Source organism: Nonomuraea sp. NPDC050153, assembly GCF_044460125.1.
Classification (GTDB): domain Bacteria; phylum Actinomycetota; class Actinomycetes; order Streptosporangiales; family Streptosporangiaceae; genus Nonomuraea.
Map to the genome: position 1 here is coordinate 81,262 of NZ_JBITJQ010000013.1, position 17,595 is coordinate 98,856.

The 17,595-nt window shown below is 70.6% G+C and carries 15 protein-coding genes; 3 read left to right on the forward strand and 12 right to left on the reverse strand.

All coding sequences use genetic code 11. From position 1 onward, the window contains the following. Nucleotides 1-29: 29 nt before the first annotated feature. Genes aspS through ACIBQ1_RS29510 form a run of 3 tightly spaced genes read right to left on the reverse strand, consistent with a single transcriptional unit; the run spans nucleotide 30 to nucleotide 3,714 of the window. Nucleotides 30-1,781: an aspartate--tRNA ligase gene (gene aspS / locus ACIBQ1_RS29500; protein ID WP_397282537.1), complete on the reverse strand. Its 1,752-nt coding sequence runs from the start codon at nucleotides 1,779-1,781 to the stop codon at nucleotides 30-32. Continuing rightward, nucleotides 1,778-3,034, reverse strand: a complete 1,257-nt coding sequence (gene hisS / locus ACIBQ1_RS29505; protein WP_397282538.1) for a histidine--tRNA ligase — start codon at nucleotides 3,032-3,034, stop codon at nucleotides 1,778-1,780. The genes aspS and hisS overlap by 4 nt, the downstream gene beginning before the upstream one ends. Continuing rightward, nucleotides 3,034-3,714 (reverse strand): MBL fold metallo-hydrolase, encoded by a 681-nt coding sequence (locus tag ACIBQ1_RS29510; RefSeq protein WP_397282539.1) that lies wholly within the window; start codon nucleotides 3,712-3,714, stop codon nucleotides 3,034-3,036. Before ACIBQ1_RS29510 ends, hisS begins: the two co-directional genes overlap by 1 nt. Before the next feature lie 138 nt (nucleotides 3,715-3,852). On the opposite strand from ACIBQ1_RS29510, the gene ACIBQ1_RS29515 reads away from it, so the two are divergent. The 3 genes from ACIBQ1_RS29515 (at nucleotide 3,853) to ACIBQ1_RS29525 (ending at nucleotide 7,226) form a co-directional block, all read left to right on the forward strand. After that, nucleotides 3,853-4,728: a peptidylprolyl isomerase gene (locus tag ACIBQ1_RS29515; protein WP_397282540.1), complete on the forward strand. Its 876-nt coding sequence runs from the start codon at nucleotides 3,853-3,855 to the stop codon at nucleotides 4,726-4,728. 62 nt (nucleotides 4,729-4,790) lie between these two features. Then, complete coding sequence (locus ACIBQ1_RS29520) at nucleotides 4,791-6,020, forward strand: DUF349 domain-containing protein (RefSeq protein ID WP_397282541.1); 1,230 nt, start codon at nucleotides 4,791-4,793, stop codon at nucleotides 6,018-6,020. A gap of 114 nt (nucleotides 6,021-6,134) precedes the next feature. Continuing rightward, entirely contained in the window at nucleotides 6,135-7,226 is a 1,092-nt protein-coding gene (locus ACIBQ1_RS29525; RefSeq protein ID WP_397282542.1) for a cupin domain-containing protein, read from the forward strand. A 23-nt stretch (nucleotides 7,227-7,249) separates the two neighbouring features. On the opposite strand, the gene ACIBQ1_RS29530 is transcribed toward ACIBQ1_RS29525, so the two are convergent. From ACIBQ1_RS29530 to eis, 9 genes are all read right to left on the reverse strand, one after another. Next, nucleotides 7,250-9,442: a RelA/SpoT family protein gene (locus ACIBQ1_RS29530; protein ID WP_397282543.1), complete on the reverse strand. Its 2,193-nt coding sequence runs from the start codon at nucleotides 9,440-9,442 to the stop codon at nucleotides 7,250-7,252. A 187-nt stretch (nucleotides 9,443-9,629) separates the two neighbouring features. Further along, a complete protein-coding gene (locus tag ACIBQ1_RS29535) occupies nucleotides 9,630-10,148 on the reverse strand; it encodes an adenine phosphoribosyltransferase (protein ID WP_397282544.1) in 519 nt (172 codons plus the stop codon). A gap of 122 nt (nucleotides 10,149-10,270) precedes the next feature. Continuing rightward, the gene (gene secF, locus ACIBQ1_RS29540; RefSeq protein ID WP_397282545.1) at nucleotides 10,271-11,266 is read right to left on the reverse strand and encodes a protein translocase subunit SecF; all 996 of its coding nucleotides are present in this window, start codon (nucleotides 11,264-11,266) and stop codon (nucleotides 10,271-10,273) included. 1 nt (nucleotide 11,267) lies between these two features. Next, entirely contained in the window at nucleotides 11,268-13,061 is a 1,794-nt protein-coding gene (gene secD / locus ACIBQ1_RS29545; protein ID WP_397282546.1) for a protein translocase subunit SecD, read from the reverse strand. A gap of 43 nt (nucleotides 13,062-13,104) precedes the next feature. Next, complete coding sequence (yajC, locus tag ACIBQ1_RS29550) at nucleotides 13,105-13,494, reverse strand: preprotein translocase subunit YajC (protein WP_397282547.1); 390 nt, start codon at nucleotides 13,492-13,494, stop codon at nucleotides 13,105-13,107. Nucleotides 13,495-13,705: 211 nt separating this feature from the next. Further along, entirely contained in the window at nucleotides 13,706-14,746 is a 1,041-nt protein-coding gene (gene ruvB / locus ACIBQ1_RS29555; RefSeq protein WP_397282548.1) for a Holliday junction branch migration DNA helicase RuvB, read from the reverse strand. Between the two features lie 153 nt (nucleotides 14,747-14,899). Then, entirely contained in the window at nucleotides 14,900-15,520 is a 621-nt protein-coding gene (ruvA, locus tag ACIBQ1_RS29560) for a Holliday junction branch migration protein RuvA (RefSeq protein ID WP_397282550.1), read from the reverse strand. Between the two features lie 262 nt (nucleotides 15,521-15,782). Beyond that, nucleotides 15,783-16,313: a crossover junction endodeoxyribonuclease RuvC gene (ruvC, locus tag ACIBQ1_RS29565; protein ID WP_397282551.1), complete on the reverse strand. Its 531-nt coding sequence runs from the start codon at nucleotides 16,311-16,313 to the stop codon at nucleotides 15,783-15,785. A 117-nt stretch (nucleotides 16,314-16,430) separates the two neighbouring features. Continuing rightward, the gene (eis, locus tag ACIBQ1_RS29570; RefSeq protein ID WP_397282552.1) at nucleotides 16,431-17,573 is read right to left on the reverse strand and encodes an enhanced intracellular survival protein Eis; all 1,143 of its coding nucleotides are present in this window, start codon (nucleotides 17,571-17,573) and stop codon (nucleotides 16,431-16,433) included. Nucleotides 17,574-17,595: the final 22 nt, after the last annotated feature.

Here is a 17,595-nt window from a genome sequence, read left to right on the forward strand (position 1 = left end):
CGGAGCCGGTGCCCGCCGTTTTCGCGTGTCTAGACCTCGGCCTTGGGCTGGGCGTCGACGCCCGCCTCCTTGCGCTGGTCGGCCGTGATCGGCGTGGGCGCGCCCGTGAGCGGGTCGAAGCCGGAGGCCGTCTTCGGGAACGCGATCACGTCGCGGATCGAGTCACCGCCGGACAGCAGCATGCAGATGCGGTCCCAGCCGTAGGCGATGCCGCCGTGCGGCGGGGGCCCGTACTTGAACGCCTCCAGCAGGAAGCCGAACTTGCTCTCCGCCTCCTCCTTGGAGATGCCCAGCACGTCGAAGACGCGCTGCTGCATCTCGGCCCGGTGGATACGGATCGAGCCGCCGCCGATCTCCATGCCGTTGCAGACCATGTCGTACGCGTACGCCAGCGCCTCGCCCGGGTGGTCCTGGAAGGTGTCGGCGTACTCCGGCTTCGGCCCGGTGAACGGGTGGTGCACGGCGGTCCAGCCGATCTCGCGGCCCACCTCGTCGTACACGGGCTCGAACATGGGGGCGTCGACGACCCACAGGAACGCCCACGCCGACTCGTCGATCAGGCCGCAGCGGCGGCCGATCTCCAGGCGGGCCGCGCCCAGCAGGTCGCGCGAGGAGTGCCTGGGGCCGGCCGCGAAGAAGATCGCGTCGCCCGGCTCGGCGCCGACCTTGGCCGCGAGCCCGGACAGCTCCGCCTCGGTGAGGTTCTTGGCGACCGGGCCGCCCAGCGTGCCGTCCTCCTGGACGAGCACGTACGCCAGGCCCTTGGCGCCGCGGCTGCGCGCCCAATCCTGCCAGCCGTCGAGCTCCTTGCGCGTCTGGGAGGCCCCGCCCGGCATGACCACGGCGCCGACGTACTCGGCCTGGAAGACGCGGAAGGGGGTGCCGGCGAAGTAGCCGGTCATCTCGACCAGCTCCTGGCCGAAGCGCAGGTCCGGCTTGTCGGAGCCGTAGCGGGCCATCGCGTCGGCGTACGTCATGCGCGGCAGCGGCGTCGGCAGCTCGTAGCCGGCGATCTCCTTCCACAGCCGGCCGATCAGCTTCTCGCCGACCTCGATGACGTCCTCCTGGTCCACGAAGGACATCTCGACGTCGATCTGCGTGAACTCCGGCTGCCGGTCGGCCCGCAGGTCCTCGTCGCGGTAGCACTTGGCGAGCTGGTAGTAGCGCTCGAGGCCGGCGACCTGGAGGAGCTGCTTGAACAGCTGGGGCGACTGGGGCAGGGCGTACCAGTTGCCGGGCTGCAGGCGCACCGGGACCAGGAAGTCGCGCGCGCCCTCGGGCGTGGAGCGGGTCAGGGTCGGCGTCTCGACGTAGACGAAGCCCAGCTCGTGCATCACCTCGTTGGCGAGGTAGGTGGCCTTGGAGCGGGTGCGCATGGCGTTGGCCACCTGCTGGCGGCGGATGTCGAGGTAGCGGTACTTGAGCCGGGCCTCCTCCGAGACCCCCACGTTGCCCTCGATGGGGAAGGGCAGCGGCGCGGACTCGCTCAGCACCTCGACCTGCTCGGCCACGACCTCGATCGCGCCGGTGGGCAGGTCGGGGTTCTCGTTGCCCTCGGGGCGGACCCGGACCTGGCCGACGACCTTCACGCAGTATTCGGCGCGCAGGTCGTGGGCGTGGTCCTCCTCGCGGAAGACCACCTGCGCCGAGCCGGAGGCGTCGCGCAGGTCGATGAAGACCACGCCGCCGTGGTCACGGCGGCGGGCCACCCATCCTGCGAGCGTCACCTGCTGCCCGGCATGCTCCTCGCGGAGCGACCCGGCCTTGTGCGTGCGGATCACTGCAGTTTCCCTTTCAGAACGTCGACGACCTCGGCCAGGAGCACCTCGGTCTGCTCAGCGGTGGTCAGGTCCTTCACCTGCACGGCCTCGGCCGCCAGGTCGCGCTCGCCCAGGATCAGGGCGAAGCGGGCGCCGGAACGATCGGCCCCCTTCATCGCGCCCTTGAGCCCCTTGCCGCCGAAGGACATGTCGGCGGCGACACCGGCCGCGCGCAGCCCGCTCACGAGCTTGAACATGGCCCGCGCCGCCTCGTCGCCCAGCGCCACACCGTACACCTCGCAGCGGGCCGGGGTGTCGAGCACGACGCCCTCCCGCTCCAAGGCGATGACGGTGCGGTCGAGCCCCAGGCCGAAGCCGATGCCGGGCAGCGGCGGCCCGCCGATGGCCTCGGAGAGCCCGTCGTAGCGGCCGCCGCCGCCGATGCCGGACTGCGCGCCCAGCAGCGGGTGGTCGAACTCGAAGGTGGTGCGGGTGTAGTAGTCGAGCCCGCGCACCAGCTTGGGCGTGTCCTCCCACGAGATGCCGAGGTCGGCCAGGAGCTGCTTGACCCGGTCGTGGTAGGCCTTGCAGTCGGCGCAGAGGTGGTCGCCGATGAGCGGCGCGTCCTCGATCTGCGCGCGCACCTCCGGGCGCTTGTCATCGAGGACGCGCAACGGATTGATCTCGATCCGGGCCCTGGTGGCCTCGTCGAGGTCGAGCGCGCGCAGGAACTCCTGCAGCCGGGCCCGGTAGATCGGGCGGCACTCCTTGCAGCCCAGCGAGTTGAGCAGCAGCCGCACCCGGGTGAGGCCGAGCGCGGCGTACCACTGCCAGGCCAGCGCGATCGTCTCGGCGTCGACGGCCGGGTCCTCGCTGCCGATCGCCTCCAGGTCGAGCTGGTAGAACTGCCGGTAGCGGCCCTCCTGGGGCGCCTCGGCGCGGAACACCTGGCCGTCGGTCCAGACCTTCACCGGGAGCTGGCCGCGGTGCAGGCCGTATTCCAGGACCGCGCGCAGCACGCCGGCGGTGAACTCCGGGCGCAGCGTCAGCGACCTGCCGCCGCGGTCGGTGAAGGTGTACATCTCCTTGCTCACGACGTCGGTGGACTCGCCGACGCCACGGGCGAACAGCTGGGTGTCCTCGAAGACCGCGGTCTCCAGGTACGAGTAGCCGGCCCGCCTGGCGGTCTCGGCGAACGCTCCGCGGATCGCATAGAACGTCGAGGCCTGCGGTGGAACGTACTCTTTGACACCTTTAGGTGCTTGGAAGCTCATTAGATCCCTCGTGTGGGACCGGACTGCGGCGCCGCTTCCTTCAAGTATGGGTTGGTAGCGCGCTCGCGGCCGATCGAAGTCTGTGGTCCGTGGCCCGGCAGGACGACCGTATCGTCAGGCAGCGTCAGACACTTGGCAGCCAGGCTGCGCAGGATGGTCGCGTAGTCGCCACCGGGCAGGTCGGTGCGGCCGATGGAGCCGGCGAACAGCAGGTCGCCCGAGAACATGACCTCGTCAGCGGGCAGCCGGAAGCTCACCGACCCCCTGGTATGGCCCGGTGTGTGATCGACCACGAGCTCGAGGCCCGCCAGCTCCAGCACGGCCCCGTCGGACAGCTCGCGCACGTCGTCGGGCTCGCTCAGCGTCAGCCCGCCGAACAGCGAGGCGCTCGTGCCCGACCACCCGGCGGCGGGGTCGCTCAGCAGGTGGCGGTCGTCGGGGTGGATCCACGCGGGGACGTCGCGCGCGCCGCACACGGGGGCGACCGACCAGACGTGGTCGAGGTGGCCGTGGGTGAGCAGGACGGCGACCGGCTTGAGCCGGTGCTCGCGCAGCAGCTCGTCGACGCCCTCGGTCGCGTCCTGACCTGGATCGACGATCACGCATTCCTCGCCGGCCGCGGGCGCGACAACGTAACAATTGGTCTGGAAGGCCCCTGCGGGGAAGCCGGCGATGAGCATCTGCCTCAGGTGATCTCGTCGAAAAGCCAATGGGAATGTAACCGAAGGGTACCGGTGCGGGTCGCCGGGCTGCGAATCATTACCCGTTGGCCGATACGATTCGCCCACCTCAGTTGATTGACTATGGGAGGCAAAGCGGTGGCCACGGGGAAGGACCGGCAGAGGCAGCTAGCTCGTGAGCACTACGAGCGGCAGATGCAGCGCCGGGTCGAACGCGAGCAGAAGGCCAAGCGCACGGCGATCATCGGCTCCTCGGTGGGCGTCGTGATCGTGATCGGCGGCATCGTGGCCGCGGTCGCGCTGCTGGGCGGCAACGACGCGGGGACCGACGCGGCCTCCTCGCCCACGGCGTCCGCCGCCGAAACCGCCGCGCCGTCGGCTTCGGCGCCGGCGGGGCCCAAGCCGTACGACGCGGCGACCGGCACCTGCGACTACGTCAAGGACGCCGGAGGCGGGCAGGTCAAGGATGTCGGCATGCCGCCGGCCAAGGTCAAGACCACGCCGGCGACGAAGACGATGACGTTCAAGACCAATCTGGGCGACATCGTGGTCGAGCTGAACAACGCCAAGGCGCCCTGCACGACCAACTCGCTGGAGTTCCTGGCGAAGAAGAAGTACTACGACGGCAGCAAGTGCCACCGGCTCGGCAGCGCCAAGTTCCCGATGCTGCAGTGCGGCGACCCGTCGGCCAAGGCCGACGGCAAGAGCCAGGACGGCACCGGCGGCCCCGGCTACGTCATGGCCGAGGAGAACCTCCAGGGCGCCCAGTACAAGCGCGGCGTGATGGCCATGGCCAAAACGCAGGCGCCGGGGAGCACGGGAAGCCAGTTCTTCCTCGTTTTCGGAGACATCGGACTCACCCCCGATTACACGCCGGTGGGTACGATCACCAAGGGGCTCGACATCCTGGACAAGGTGAACAAAGCAGGCGTCATCGGGGACGCGGGTGACGGGACGGGGGCACCGAAGCAATCCGTCGAAATCAAAGACGTGACAATCGCCAGCAAGAGCTGACGTAATACAAACTAGGGACCAAGTAGTCCCGAAGGGTCTGATGGAAAGTGCGGGAGGACACGGTGAGCACCGACCCGTGGGGCCGGGTAGACGACGACGGCACCGTCTACGTGCGTACGGCTGAGGGAGAGCGGGCCGTCGGCTCCTGGCAGGCCGGTGAACCCGAAGAGGCACTGGCCTACTTCCATCGCAAGTACGACGAGCTGGCCGGTCAGGTGCAGCTGCTGGAACAGCGCGTCAAGGGCACCGACCTGGCTCCGGCCCAGGCCGAGGCGAGCATCGTCAAGCTGCGGGAGGCCGTCGCCGACGCCCACGCCATCGGCGACCTCGGCGCGCTGACGGCCCGGCTCGACGGCCTGACGGAGCTGGTCGCCCAGCGCCGCGAGGAGGTCAAGGCCGCTCGCGAGCACGCGCGCGCCGAGGCCAGGTCGGTCAAGGAGCGCATCGTCGCCGAGGCCGAGCGCATCGCGGACGAGACCACCCACTGGAAGTCGGGTGGCGAGCGGCTGCGCCAGCTCGTCGAGGAGTGGAAGGCCGCCGACCGCATCGACCGGGTCACCGAGGCCGCGCTGTGGAAGCGGCTCTCGGCGGCCCGCACGGCGTTCGCCAAGCGGCGCAAGACGTACTTCGCGGGGCTCGACGAGCAGCGCGAGGGCGTGCGGGCGGCCAAGGAGCGCATCGTCGCCGAGGCCGAGGCGCTGGCCGGCTCGACCGACTGGGGCCAGACCGCGGCGATCTACCGCGAGCTGATGCAGCAGTGGAAGAACGCCGGGCGGGCCTCGCGCGAGGCCGAGGACGAGCTGTGGGCCCGCTTCAAGGGCGCGCAGGACCAGTTCTTCCAGGCCCGTTCCGCCGTCTTCGCCGAGCGCGACGCCTCGCTGGCCGCCAACGCGGAGGTCAAGGAGGTGCTGCTGACCGAGGCCGAGAAGATCCTTCCGGTCACGGACGTGCGCACGGCCCGCTCGGCGCTGCGGAGCATCCTGGAGCGTTGGGAGGCCGCCGGGCCGGTGCCGCGCGAGCAGCGCGACCGGCTCGAAGGCGGGCTGCGCAAGGTGGACGAGGCCGTGCGCAAGGCCGAGGACGCCGAGTGGAAGCGGTCCAACCCCGAGGCCCGGGCCCGCGCGCAGAGCACCGTCGACCAGCTGCGCACCTCGATCGAGCAGCTGGAGAGCCGGCTGTCCAAGGCGCAGGCCGCCGGTCGCGCCAAGGACATCAAGGAGACCGAGGAGGCGCTGATCGCCCGGCGCTCGTGGCTGGAGGAGGCCGAGCGCACGCTCGCCGAGTTCAGCTGACCCCGGTGGAGGCCCCGTCCGGCCTCCACCGGGCCACGCGGCCGTCCGCGATCAGGTGGTGGCGGTGCGTGAAATGGGGCGGCGGCGGAAGGGGCTGAGACCTAGGCTGGCGGCATGGATCCCGTCAGCGCCGCACGTGCCCTCGTCGAGGAGATGTTCCCGGGGGCCCTGTACGCCTTCGTCGGCGGCAGCGCCCTCACCGAGCGCCGCACCAGCACCTCCGACCTCGACGTCGTCGTGGTGCTCGACGGTCTGCCCACCCCCTACCGCGAGTCGCTGCGGTGGCGGGAGTGGCCCGTGGAGCTGTTCGTGCACAGCGAGACCAGCCTGCGCGCCTACCTCGACAAGGACTTCGACCGGCGCCAGCCGAGCCTGGCCCGCATGTGCGCCGACGGCGCGGTGCTGGCCGACCGGACGAGCGGCCGGGCCAGCGACCTCCAGGCGGCGCTGAGCGAGCGCCTGGCGGCCGGACCGGGCGGCATGACCAGCACGCAGGCCGAACGGGCCAGATACGCCCTGTCCGACCTCCTGGACGACCTCTCGGGGGCCACCGACACGGGCGAGAGGACGTTCATCCGGTGGCAGGTGGCGCAGGAGACGGCCAGGATGGCGCTCGGGCTGGGGCGCAGGTGGCAGGGGAGCGGCAAGTGGCTGCTGCGCGAGCTGCGCGCCCACGACCCGGTGCTGGCCGAGGCGCTGCTCGGCGCCCTCGACGACTCGACACGGCTGGCCGCCGTCGCCTCGGACGTCCTGGAACGCGCTGGAGGGCGTCTCTGGGAGGGTTACAGGGCCGAGGGTGACCCGTTCCACCAGCCGCTGCGTCACGTGCCCTCAGGGGAGCTCTCGGGCGAGACGGCGCAGAGCTCCGGCATGCGCAGGCTGGCCGCGATCAGCGGCGCCACGGCCGGGTCGTCCCGCCTGTGGATGGGGCAGACCCACGTCGCGCCCGCCACGCGCTCGTCCGACCACCACCACGGGGCCTCGGAGACGGCCATCTACGTGGTCAGCGGCACGCCGTCGTTCGTGTTCCTGGAGGACGGGCGGGAGGTGCGGCTGGACACCAAGCCTGGCGACTACGTCTTCGTGCCCCCGTACGTGCCCCACCGGGAGGAGAATCCGGACCCGTCGCAGGAGGCCGTGGTCGTCATCGCCCGCAGCACCCAGGAGGCCGTCGTCGTCAACCTCCCCGACCTCCGCCCCCGCTGACGCACCGGCGCCCGGGAGCGCGGTCAGCTGCCGGCGCCGCTGACGCGGTAGACGTCGAACACGCCCTGGATGCTGCGCACGGCCCTCAGCACGTGCCCCAGGTGCTTGGGGTCGCCCATCTCGAAGGTGAACTTGCTGATCGCCACCCGGTCCCGGGAGGTCGTGACGGACGCGCTCAGGATGTTGACGTGCTGGTCGGAGAGCGTACGCGTGACGTCGGACAGCAGGCGCGGCCGGTCCAGCGCCTCCACCTGGATGGCGACCAGGAACACGCTGTCGTCGCCGGGCGACCAGCTGACCTCGACGAGCCGGTCGGGCTGCTCCTTGAGCTGCTGCACGTTGGTGCAGTCGGCGCGGTGCACGGACACCCCGTGCCCCCGCGTGACGAATCCGACGATCTCGTCGCCGGGCACCGGGGTGCAGCACTTCGACAGGCGTACCCACACGTCGGCGTCGCCCGCCACGACCACGCCCGCGCCGCCACCGCCGCGGGGGCGGCCGCGCAGCCGGGTGGGCAGCGAGGTCTCGGCGATGTCCTCCTCGGCGCTGTCGACGCCGCCGATCGAGGCCACCAGCTTCTGCACGACGGCCTGCGCCGCGATGTGCCCCTCCCCCACGGCCGCGTAGAGGGCGGACACGTCGGGGTAGCGCAGGTCGCGGGCCAGCGCCAGCAGCGCCTCGCCGGACATCAGCCGCTGCAGCGGCAGGCCCTGCTTGCGCATGGCCCGCCCGATGGCCTCCTTGCCCGCCTCGATCGCGGTCTCTCGGCGCTCCTTGGAGAACCACTGCCGGATCTTGTTGCGGGCCCGGCCCGACTTGACGAACTTGAGCCAGTCGCGCGACGGCCCGGCGTCCGGCGACTTGGAGGTGAAGATCTCGACCGTGTCGCCGTTGCCGAGCCGCGACTCCAGCGGCACCAGCCGCCCGTTGACCCGGGCGCCGATGCAGCGGTGGCCCACCTCGGTGTGCACGGCGTAGGCGAAGTCGACCGGCGTGGCCCCCTCGGGCAGTGCGATGACCTGCCCCTTCGGGGTGAACACGTAGACCTCGGACACCGACAGGTCGAACCGCAGCGACTCCAGGAACTCGCCCGGGTCGGAGGTCTCCTTCTGCCAGTCGAGGAGCTGGCGCAGCCAGGCCATGTCGCTGCCCGGCTTGACCTTGCCCGTGGGGCCCGGCGCGCCGACCTCCTCCTTGTACTTCCAGTGGGCGGCCACGCCGTACTCGGCCCTGTGGTGCATCGCGTGGGTGCGGATCTGCAGCTCCACCGGCTTGCCCTCGGGACCGATCACCGTCGTGTGCAGCGACTGGTACATGTTGAACTTGGGCATCGCTATGTAGTCTTTGAAGCGCCCCGGCACCGGGTTCCACCGGGCGTGGATGGTGCCGAGCGCGGCGTAGCAGTCGCGCACGCTGTCGACGAGGACGCGGATGCCCACCAGGTCGTAGATGTCGTCGAAGGCCACGTCGCGGGCGATCATCTTCTGGTAGACCGAGTAGTAGTGCTTCGGCCGGCCCTTGACGACGGCGCGGATTTTGGCCTCGCGCAGGTCGCCGGAGACCTTCTCGATGACCTCCTGCAGGAACAGGTCGCGGCGCGGCGCCCGCTCCGACACCATGCGCGCGATCTCGTCGTAGCGCTTGGGGTAGAGCATCGCGAAGGCCAGGTCCTCGAGCTCCCACTTGATCGTGTTCATGCCCAGGCGGTGGGCCAGCGGGGCGAAGATCTCGAGCGTCTCGCGAGACTTCTGGTGGCGCTTGTGCTCGGGGAGGTAGCGCATGGTGCGCATGTTGTGGAGCCGGTCGGCGAGCTTGATGATCAGCACGCGGATGTCGCGCGACATGGCGACGACCATCTTGCGCACGGTCTCGGCCTGGGCGGCGTCGCCGAACTTCACCTTGTCCAGCTTGGTCACGCCGTCGACCAGGGACCCGATGGTGTCGCCGAAGTCGCCGCGCAGCTCGTCGAGGCCGTAGGCGGTGTCCTCCACCGTGTCGTGCAGCAGCGCGGCGCACAGCGTCTCGTCGTCGGTGCCGAGCTCGGCCAGGATCGTGGCCACGGCCAGCGGGTGCGTGATGTACGGGTCGCCCGACTTCCGCTTCTGGTCGCGGTGGTGGTAGGCGGCGACGTCGTAGGCACGCTCGATCAGGCGCAGGTCGGCCTTGGGGTGGGTGGCGCGGACCGTGCGGAACAACGGCTCCAGCACCGGATTCATGGCCCCACCCCCAAACCGCCTTCGACGCACCGCTGGAACGCCGGACGCCTCGGCGTTGCCGGAGTCGGTTACGTCGGGCACGACCACATCACGGGGCACACAGACTCCTCACGCAATGGCTCCTCACGTTCGAGTCCAGATCCCCTAGTGTATCCAGGTGGCGAACCTGGGCCGTCGGGGGCTGGGCTCAGACGATCACGAGGGAGTGCAGGTCCACTCCCGTCAGCCGGTCACGTCCCTTGAGAAAGGCCAGTTCCATGAGCACGGCGATGCCGACGACCTCGGCGCCGGCCCTCTTCACCAGCTCCACGGTCGCCTTCGCGGTGCCACCCGTGGCCAGCACGTCATCGACCACGAGAACGCGGTCGCCGGGCGTGAAGGCGTCACGGTGGACCTCGATGGTCGCGGAGCCGTACTCCAGATCGTAGGACTCTTCGAGGGTTTCGGCGGGCAGTTTCCCCTTCTTCCGTACCGGTACGAAACCCGCCCCCGCCCGATAAGCCACCGGCGCCGCCAGGATGAACCCGCGCGCCTCGATGCCCACGATCTTGTCCACCTGGTGGAGCCCGGCCAGCTCCTCCACCACGGCCGCCATGGTGACCGGGTCGGCCAGCAGCGGGGTGATGTCCTTGAACAGCACGCCCGGCTTGGGGTAGTCGGGCACGTCCCTGATCCGGTCCAGGATCATCGCGCTCAGCTCGGTCATAGGGGTTCCTCGCAATTCTCAACCGGCGGTGTGCCGGGCTCCATGATGGTCCATCCCGCGCGCGCACGACGACGCCCCCGACCCGTGTGCGGGGCGAGGGCGTCGTGGCGTACGCGTGCTTGCTATCCCTTGGCTACGGCCGCGCTTTTGGAGCCCTTCGGCCCCTTGCCGCTTCCCGTCGAGGCCAGCCTCCTGGCGATGGCCTGGTACTTCGGCTCGCGCTCCTTCAGCGTCACCAGCAGCGGGGTGGCGACGCACAGCGAGGAGTACGTACCGACGATCATGCCGACGAACAAGGCCAGCGACAGGTCCTTCAGCGTGCCCGCGCCGAGCAGCGTGGTGCCGATGAACAGGATCGCCGCCACCGGCAGGATCGCGACCAGCGAGGTGTTCAGCGACCGGATCAGCGTGTGGTTGAGCGCGTTGTTGGCCGCCATCGAGTACGTCATCTTCGACGTGTGCCCCAGCTTGGCCGTGACCTCCTTGATCATGTCGAACACCACGACCGCGTCGTAGAGCGAATAACCGAGGATGGTCAGGAAGCCCAGCAGCGTGGCCGGCGTGACCTCGAAGCCCGACCAGGCGTAGATGCCGGCCGTGATGACGAGGTCGTGGACGAGCGCGACGATGGCCGACAGCGCCATCTTCGGCTCGAACGCCATCGACAGGTACAGGATGATCGCCAGCATGAACACGCCCAGGCCGATCCAGGCCTTCTGGGAGACCTCACCGCCCCAGGACGGGCCGATGGCCTGGACGCTGACCTGCCCGACCGGGGTGTTGAAGTCCTTGGCGATCTTGGACTGCACCTGCTCCCTGGTGCTTTCCTCCAGGCTCTCGGTGGTCACCCGCCAGCCGCCGGTGCCGGCCGACTGGACGATCGCCTGGTGCGCGCCCTCGTTGAGGACGGCCTCGCGGACCTGCTGGACGGTGGCCTGCTCGGACTTGAACGAGAAGACCGTGCCGCCCCGGAACTCCACGCCCAGGTTGAGCCCGTTGACGAGCAACCCGGCCAGCGAGATGACGAGGAGGAAGCCAGACAGGCTGTACCACAGTCTCCATTGGCCGACGAAGTCGACGTTGATCTCGCCGCGGTAGAGGCGACGCGCGAGTCCCATCTCAGGCCTCCTGCGGAGTGGTCGGGCGGCCGGACGAGCCGGCCTCGCTCATGCGCTCGGCGTCGAGGCCGGACAGCGGGTGCCCCTTGGCGAAGAACTTCAGCCTCGCCAGCAGGGCGATGAACGGCTTCGTGAACAGGAACACCACCACGATGTCGATCAGCGTGGTCAGGCCCATCGCGAAGGCGAACCCGGCCACGCCGCCCACCGCCAGGAAGTAGAGCACGATCGCGGCGATGAACATGACGGCGTCGGCGATCAGGATCGTGCGCCGGGCACGGACCCAGGCCACCTCGACGGCCGCGCGGAGCGTCCGGTGCCCCTCCTTCATCTCGTCACGTATGCGTTCGAAGTAGACGATGAAGGAGTCGGCGGTGATGCCGATGGAGACCACGAGGCCGATGATGTGCGGCAGCGAGAGCCGGAAGTTGGCGTTGTGGCCGAGCACGACCACCGCCGTGTACGTCAGGATCGTGGCGACCACGAGGCTCAGCACCGCCACGATGCCGAGGCCGCGGTAGTAGAGCATCGAGTAGACCACGACGAGCACCAGGCCGATGAGGCCCGCGACCAGACCGCCCTGCAGCTGGTCCTGGCCCAGCGTCGAGGAGACCGTGTCGACCGAGCTGCGGTTGAACTTCAGCGGCAGCGCGCCGTACTTGAGCTGGTCGGCCAGCTGGGTGGAGCTGATCTGGTCGAAGCCGCCGGTGATCTCGGCCCGGCCACCGGGGATCGGGCTGATGATGTTGGGAGCGGTGATGACGACGCCGTCGAGCACGACCGCGACCTTGTTACGGGGCTCCTGGGAGTTGTAGGCGGCCGTGGTGAGCTTGCTCCACTCGGCGGCGCCCTTGCTCTTGAAGTCGAGCTGGACGACCCACTCGACGGTGCCCTGCTGGACGCCCGCCGAGGCCGTGTCGATGTCGGTGCCGACGACCTTGGCGACGTCGAGGACGTACTTGTAGCTGCCGTCGGTCTCGCAGCCGGCGTACTGCTTCTTCGGGTCGTCCTGGACGCCCTGGCCGCGGTTGGCCGGGTCGGCGCAGTTGAGCTTGTTGAACTGGGCCAGCACCGCCGGGTCGATGCCCTGGGTGTTGATGCCGGCGTTCTGGTCCTGCGCGGGGGGCGTGCTCGGCTGGCCGGACGGGGCCGCCGTCGGGGTGGCCTTGCCGTCCTGGCCCTTCTTCTGCTGCTTCTGCGGGTTCTCCGTCGCCGTCGGCTGCGCCGTCGCCGACGGGGCGGGCGTCGGCGCGGTCAGCGCGGACGACAGCGCCTTGCCCGTCGGGGACGTGCTGGGCTTGGGAGTGGAAGCCGCGGGAGAGCCGGACTTGCTCGACTTGGGGGTGGCGGACTGGCTCGCCGAAGCCGACGGGCTCGGCGTCGGCGCGTTGGTGGTCAGGTTCTGGGGAACCTGCGTGGCCTCCATGGCCAGCACCTGGCGGAAGCGCAGCTCCGCGGTGGTGGCGACCAGCTTGATGGCCTCGCTCTGTCCGACGCCCGGGATCGAGATGATGATGTTGCTGCCGGACTTGGCGACCTCCGCGTCGGAGATGCCGGTGCCGTTGACTCGATCGCGGATGATGTTGACCGCGCGGTCGAGGATCTCATCCGGCGGTGCCGCGTTGTTCTGCGTCACCGGGGACAGAGTCACCGTCGTGCCGCCGGCGAGGTCGAGACCCAGCTTGGGCGTGAACGCCTTCTGCAGGAACATCGTCCCGCCCAGGGCGAGGATGAGCGCCAGCAGCACCAGGAGCGTTCGCCCCGGTCGGCTGTGGCGGCTGGTCGGTCGGGCCACTGGTCGTCAGTTCTTTCAGATAGAGGTTTGTCGCAGAGCTTAGTCAGGACTGCTTGGTGCTGGAGTCCTGGTCATCGTTGCGATCCACGGTGCCCTCGGACTCCTTCTTACCCTCCTCGCCGGGTGCGGCCTCGTCATCGGAGGTCTCGTCCGCCGCGGGAGCGTCCCCCGGTGTGACGACGCGGCCGATGGCGGCCTTCACCCAGCGCGTCTCGATCCCCGGAGCGATCTCGAGGATCACGTCCTCATTGTCCACTGCCACCACGGTGCCGAACAGTCCGGTCGTGGTCATGACCCGGGCGCCGGGAGCCAGGGAGTTCTGCATTTGGACGGCTTCTTGCTGGCGCTTGCGCTGAGGGCGGATCAGCAGGAAGTAGAACACCACCACCAGCAGAATCAGCGGCAGGATGCTACCGAGTTGTCCCATGTCCATAAGGGGCGACCTTCCATTGTCGTACAAGAAGTTGACACCGGCCTCGCGCCGGAAATTCCGTGCGTTGCGTCGGGCCGCGCCGCTCAGCCCGTCAGCCTACACAGCCAGCCAAGCCACGGAGTGTAGGCCGTTGTTGCGAAACGCGGCAACGAGGCAGCGTTTCGGCGCGCGGGGAAGTTCCCATTTTGAAATGGTTGCAACCGTTCTGTGATCAGCCGCCTGAGTCGAATACCGCGGCTCCGAACGCGTCGGGGGGCGGGGTCATGCCGAGATGGCTCCAGGCGGCCGCCGTCGCGACCCGGCCGCGCGGGGTTCTGGCCAGCAGGCCCTGGCGTACGAGGAACGGCTCGGCCACCACCTCGACGGTCTCCGGCTCCTCCCCCACGGCCACGGCCAGCGTGGACAGCCCGACCGGGCCGCCGCCGAACTTCTTCAGCAGCACGCCGAGTACCGCCCTGTCGAGCCGGTCGAGCCCTTCGGCGTCGACTTCGTACAGGTTGAGCGCCGCTGCGGCAATATCCCGATTTATCACCCCATCGGCCCTTACGTCCGCAAAATCCCGCACCCGTCTGAGCAGCCGGTTCGCGATGCGGGGCGTCCCCCTGGAGCGCCTGGCGATCTCGTGCGCCCCGTCCCCGGGCAGCGCGACGCCGAGCAGCTTGGCCGAGCGGTAGAGCACCTGCTCCAGCTCGCCGACCTCGTAGAAGTCCATGTGGGCGGTGAACCCGAACCGGTCGCGCAGCGGCGCGGGCAGCAACCCGGCCCGGGTGGTGGCGCCGACGAGCGTGAAGGGGGCGATGTCGAGCGGAATGGCCGTGGCTCCCGGGCCCTTGCCGACGACGATGTCGACCCGGAAGTCCTCCATGGCCAGATAGAGCATCTCCTCGGCGGGCCTGGCCATCCGGTGGATCTCGTCGATGAACAGCACCTCGCCCTCGGCGAGCGTGGACAGGATGGCGGCGAGGTCGCCCGCCCGCTCCAGCGCGGGCCCGGAGGTGATCCTCAGCGGCGCGTTGAGCTCAGCGGCGACGATCATGGCCAGCGTGGTCTTGCCGAGCCCCGGCGACCCGCTCATCAGCACGTGGTCGGGCGGCCGCTGCCTGCGCAGGGCGCTTTCGAGCACGAGGGAGAGCTGCTCGCGCACCCGGCCCTGGCCGATGAACTCACCGAGCCGCTTGGGCCGCAGCGCCGCCTCGATCTGCAGCTCGTCGCCACCGGCGTCGGGCGACACCAGCTCCCGCTCAAACCCCACACCCACACCCCCTCACAGCAGCTCCACCGCCGGCACCCAGCCGCCGCGACGTCGTCAGGGGCGCGTCCGGACGGCGCGTGGCCGCCGGGACGGTCGCTCCCGGCGCACCGTGGAAGCCCGGAGCGGCGCTCGGACGGGCAGGGCGGCGGCGGGTCATCGGACGCTCAGGGATCGGAGCGCGGCCTTCAAAAGCGCGGCCACCTGCGGCCGGCGTCCGGCGGCGAGGTCGGCGTCGGCGACCGGCTCCACGGCGGCGACGGCCTCGTCGGCGTCCTTGCCGGAGTAGCCCAGCCCCACCAGCCCCGAGTGGACCTGATCCCGCCACGCCGCCACGCGCCGCTCCCCGTTGAGCGCGGCGTTGACCGCCTCCTCCGGCGTGCCGAGCCGGTCCTTCAGCTCCAGCACGATCCGCTGCGCCCCCTTCTGCCCGATCCCCGGCACCTGCGTGAGCGCCTTGAGGTCGGCACTGGCCACGGCGACGCGCAGCGCGTTGGGCGTGTGGACGGCGAGCATCGCCAGCGCCAGCTTGGGGCCGACGCCGCTGGCCGTCTGCAGCAGCTCGAACACGGCCCGCTCGTCGTCCGTGGCGAACCCGTAGAGGGTGAGCGACTCCTCCCGCACCACCAGCGAGGTGGCCAGGCGGGCGTCCTCCCCGATCCGCAGCGTGGCGAGCGTGCCCGGGGTGCAGTGGGTGAGGATGCCGACGCCACCGACCTCGATCACGGCTCCGTCGGGAGCGATCGCGGTCACCTTGCCCGACACCGACGCGATCACAGCCCACCATCCTTCCACGCCGCCGGAGCCCGCACGCCACCGGCGAGGGTCACAGCCCGACATCCTCCCGCATGAGCGCGCACGACACGCCGCGAGGGCGCAGCGAAACGGCGCATCACCACCCCGGCCACGGACGGCACACCACCCCCAAGGGCCTCCGCGCATGCCGCACCGGCAGACCGCGCACCGCCCCCAGGCGCCGCCTCACGCACCGCCCCGGCCGCGGGCGGCGCGGCGCCCGCGCGGGCCGGCTCGCGGGAGGTCACGGTCGGGGGTCTTTCCTGGTGGCCTTGGCCAGGGCCGCGGCGAGGCGGTGCTGGGCGCCGCCGCGCCACACGTGGCAGATCGCCAGGGCCAGCGCGTCGGCGGCGTCGGCGGGCCTGGGCATCTCGCTCAGCCGCAGCAGCCGGGTGACCATGGCGCCGATCTGCTTCTTGTCGGCGGTGCCGCTGCCGGTGATGGCCGCCTTGACCTCGGACGGCGTGTGCAGCGCCACGGGAAGCCCGCGCCGGGCCGCGCACAGCACGGCGATCCCGGCCGCCTGGGCCGTGCCCATGACGGTGCGTACGTTGTGCTGGCTGAAGACGCGCTCGACCGCCACCGCGTCGGGCCGCACGTCGTCGAGCCACTGCTCGATGCCGGCCTCGATGCCGACGAGCCGCGCGCCGAGCTCCTCGTCGGCTCCGGTGCGCACCACCCCGACGGCCACGAGCGTCAGCGGCGCGCCCGGCCGCCCCTCGACAGCGCCCAGGCCGCACCGGGTCAGCCCCGGATCGACGCCCATCACCCGCACCGGCCCGCCCTCCCGTCGCCGAACACCTGTTCGGCAAGAGACTTTACCCCGGCCGGGGCGCTCACGCATCGGGAATCGCCCGCGGGCCGGGGAAAGAAGCTCCGGGCGCGCCTCGGATCAGAAGTAGTCCAGCATGTACGGCTTGGCGGCGAAGGCCGTGTCGAGCGCCTCGTCGTACCGGTCGTCACCCGACATCAGCCCGCTCAACCGCAACGTGGCCGTCGGAACGCCCGCGTACAGCGCCGAGAACCCGTTCACGGAGAGCACGGCCCCGGGCTCCTCCACCGGCGTGACCGCACCGGCCCCGCCCGCGACCTCCAGCCGCCACGAACCCCCGCCCCTCAGCGGGTCGTCCACCGTGACGACGGCATCGCAGGTCACGTACGCCGGATAGCCCCGCCGCTCGACCGCGGCGGCCACGTCCAGCACCCGGAACATCCACCGCGCCTGCCGGTCCTCCTCGTTGGACCGCTCCCGCGTCATCCACAGCACCGGATCGTCCGGAGCCACGGCGGCCACGACTTTGCGCGCGATCGACGAGGCGCTGCCCACCAGCGACCACAACGCCCTGGTGGTCTCCTCCGACCCGGCGACCAGGTTCTCCACCTGCATGTCGTCGCCACGCCACCGGTAGATGACGTAGCCGTCCTCGGCCAGGTAGAGGAAGTCGTCCGGGTTCCCCAGCCACAGGCTCCAGGTGTCCTCGTCCCAGCAGACGGGCCCGCTGGCGCGGGCGGCGGCGTGCACGCGGTGCAGCACGGAGACGAGCTCGGCCGCGTCGGCCGGGCCCATCCTGCGCAGCTTGACCTGCCCGGACGGCCGGATCCGGCGCAACGACTCGGCCGGCAGCCGCACCTTGTGCTGGGCCCCGGCGTGCTCGTAGCCGATCGAGCGGTAGATCGGCGTGGTGGCCGGATACAGCGCGGAGACCGCGTCGCCGAGCGTGGCGGCCCGCTCGACGACGGCTCTCATGAGCAGGGTGCCGACGCCCCGGCCACGGTCCTCGGGGTTGACGGTGACTCCCGCGACACCCGCCATCGGCTGCGGCTTGCCATGCCACCACTGCGTGAACCGGCGCAGCCGCGCGGCGCCGGCGAGCCTGGAGCCGTCGAACACCCCCAGGTAGCGGCCCTCGCCGAGCGCCGGGAACACCGCCCGGCGCCACCTGTCGGTGTCGCCAGGGGGCAGCGGCCCGAACGAGCGTCTGCGCACGTCGAGGACGTCATCGAGGTCTTCAGGGGTCAGGTTGCGAATTTCCACGACCATCCAACCTATGGCGGGC

Coding starts and splice junctions, on each gene's coding strand:
- hisS (WP_397282538.1), bottom strand. CDS start 3,034: ATGAGCTTCCAAGCACCTAAAGGTGTCAAAGAGTACGTTCCACCGCAG.
- ACIBQ1_RS29510 (WP_397282539.1), bottom strand. CDS start 3,714: ATGCTCATCGCCGGCTTCCCCGCAGGGGCCTTCCAGACCAATTGTTAC.
- ACIBQ1_RS29525 (WP_397282542.1), top strand. CDS start 6,135: ATGGATCCCGTCAGCGCCGCACGTGCCCTCGTCGAGGAGATGTTCCCG.
- ACIBQ1_RS29530 (WP_397282543.1), bottom strand. CDS start 9,442: ATGAATCCGGTGCTGGAGCCGTTGTTCCGCACGGTCCGCGCCACCCAC.
- ACIBQ1_RS29535 (WP_397282544.1), bottom strand. CDS start 10,148: ATGACCGAGCTGAGCGCGATGATCCTGGACCGGATCAGGGACGTGCCC.
- secF (WP_397282545.1), bottom strand. CDS start 11,266: ATGGGACTCGCGCGTCGCCTCTACCGCGGCGAGATCAACGTCGACTTC.
- yajC (WP_397282547.1), bottom strand. CDS start 13,494: ATGGACATGGGACAACTCGGTAGCATCCTGCCGCTGATTCTGCTGGTG.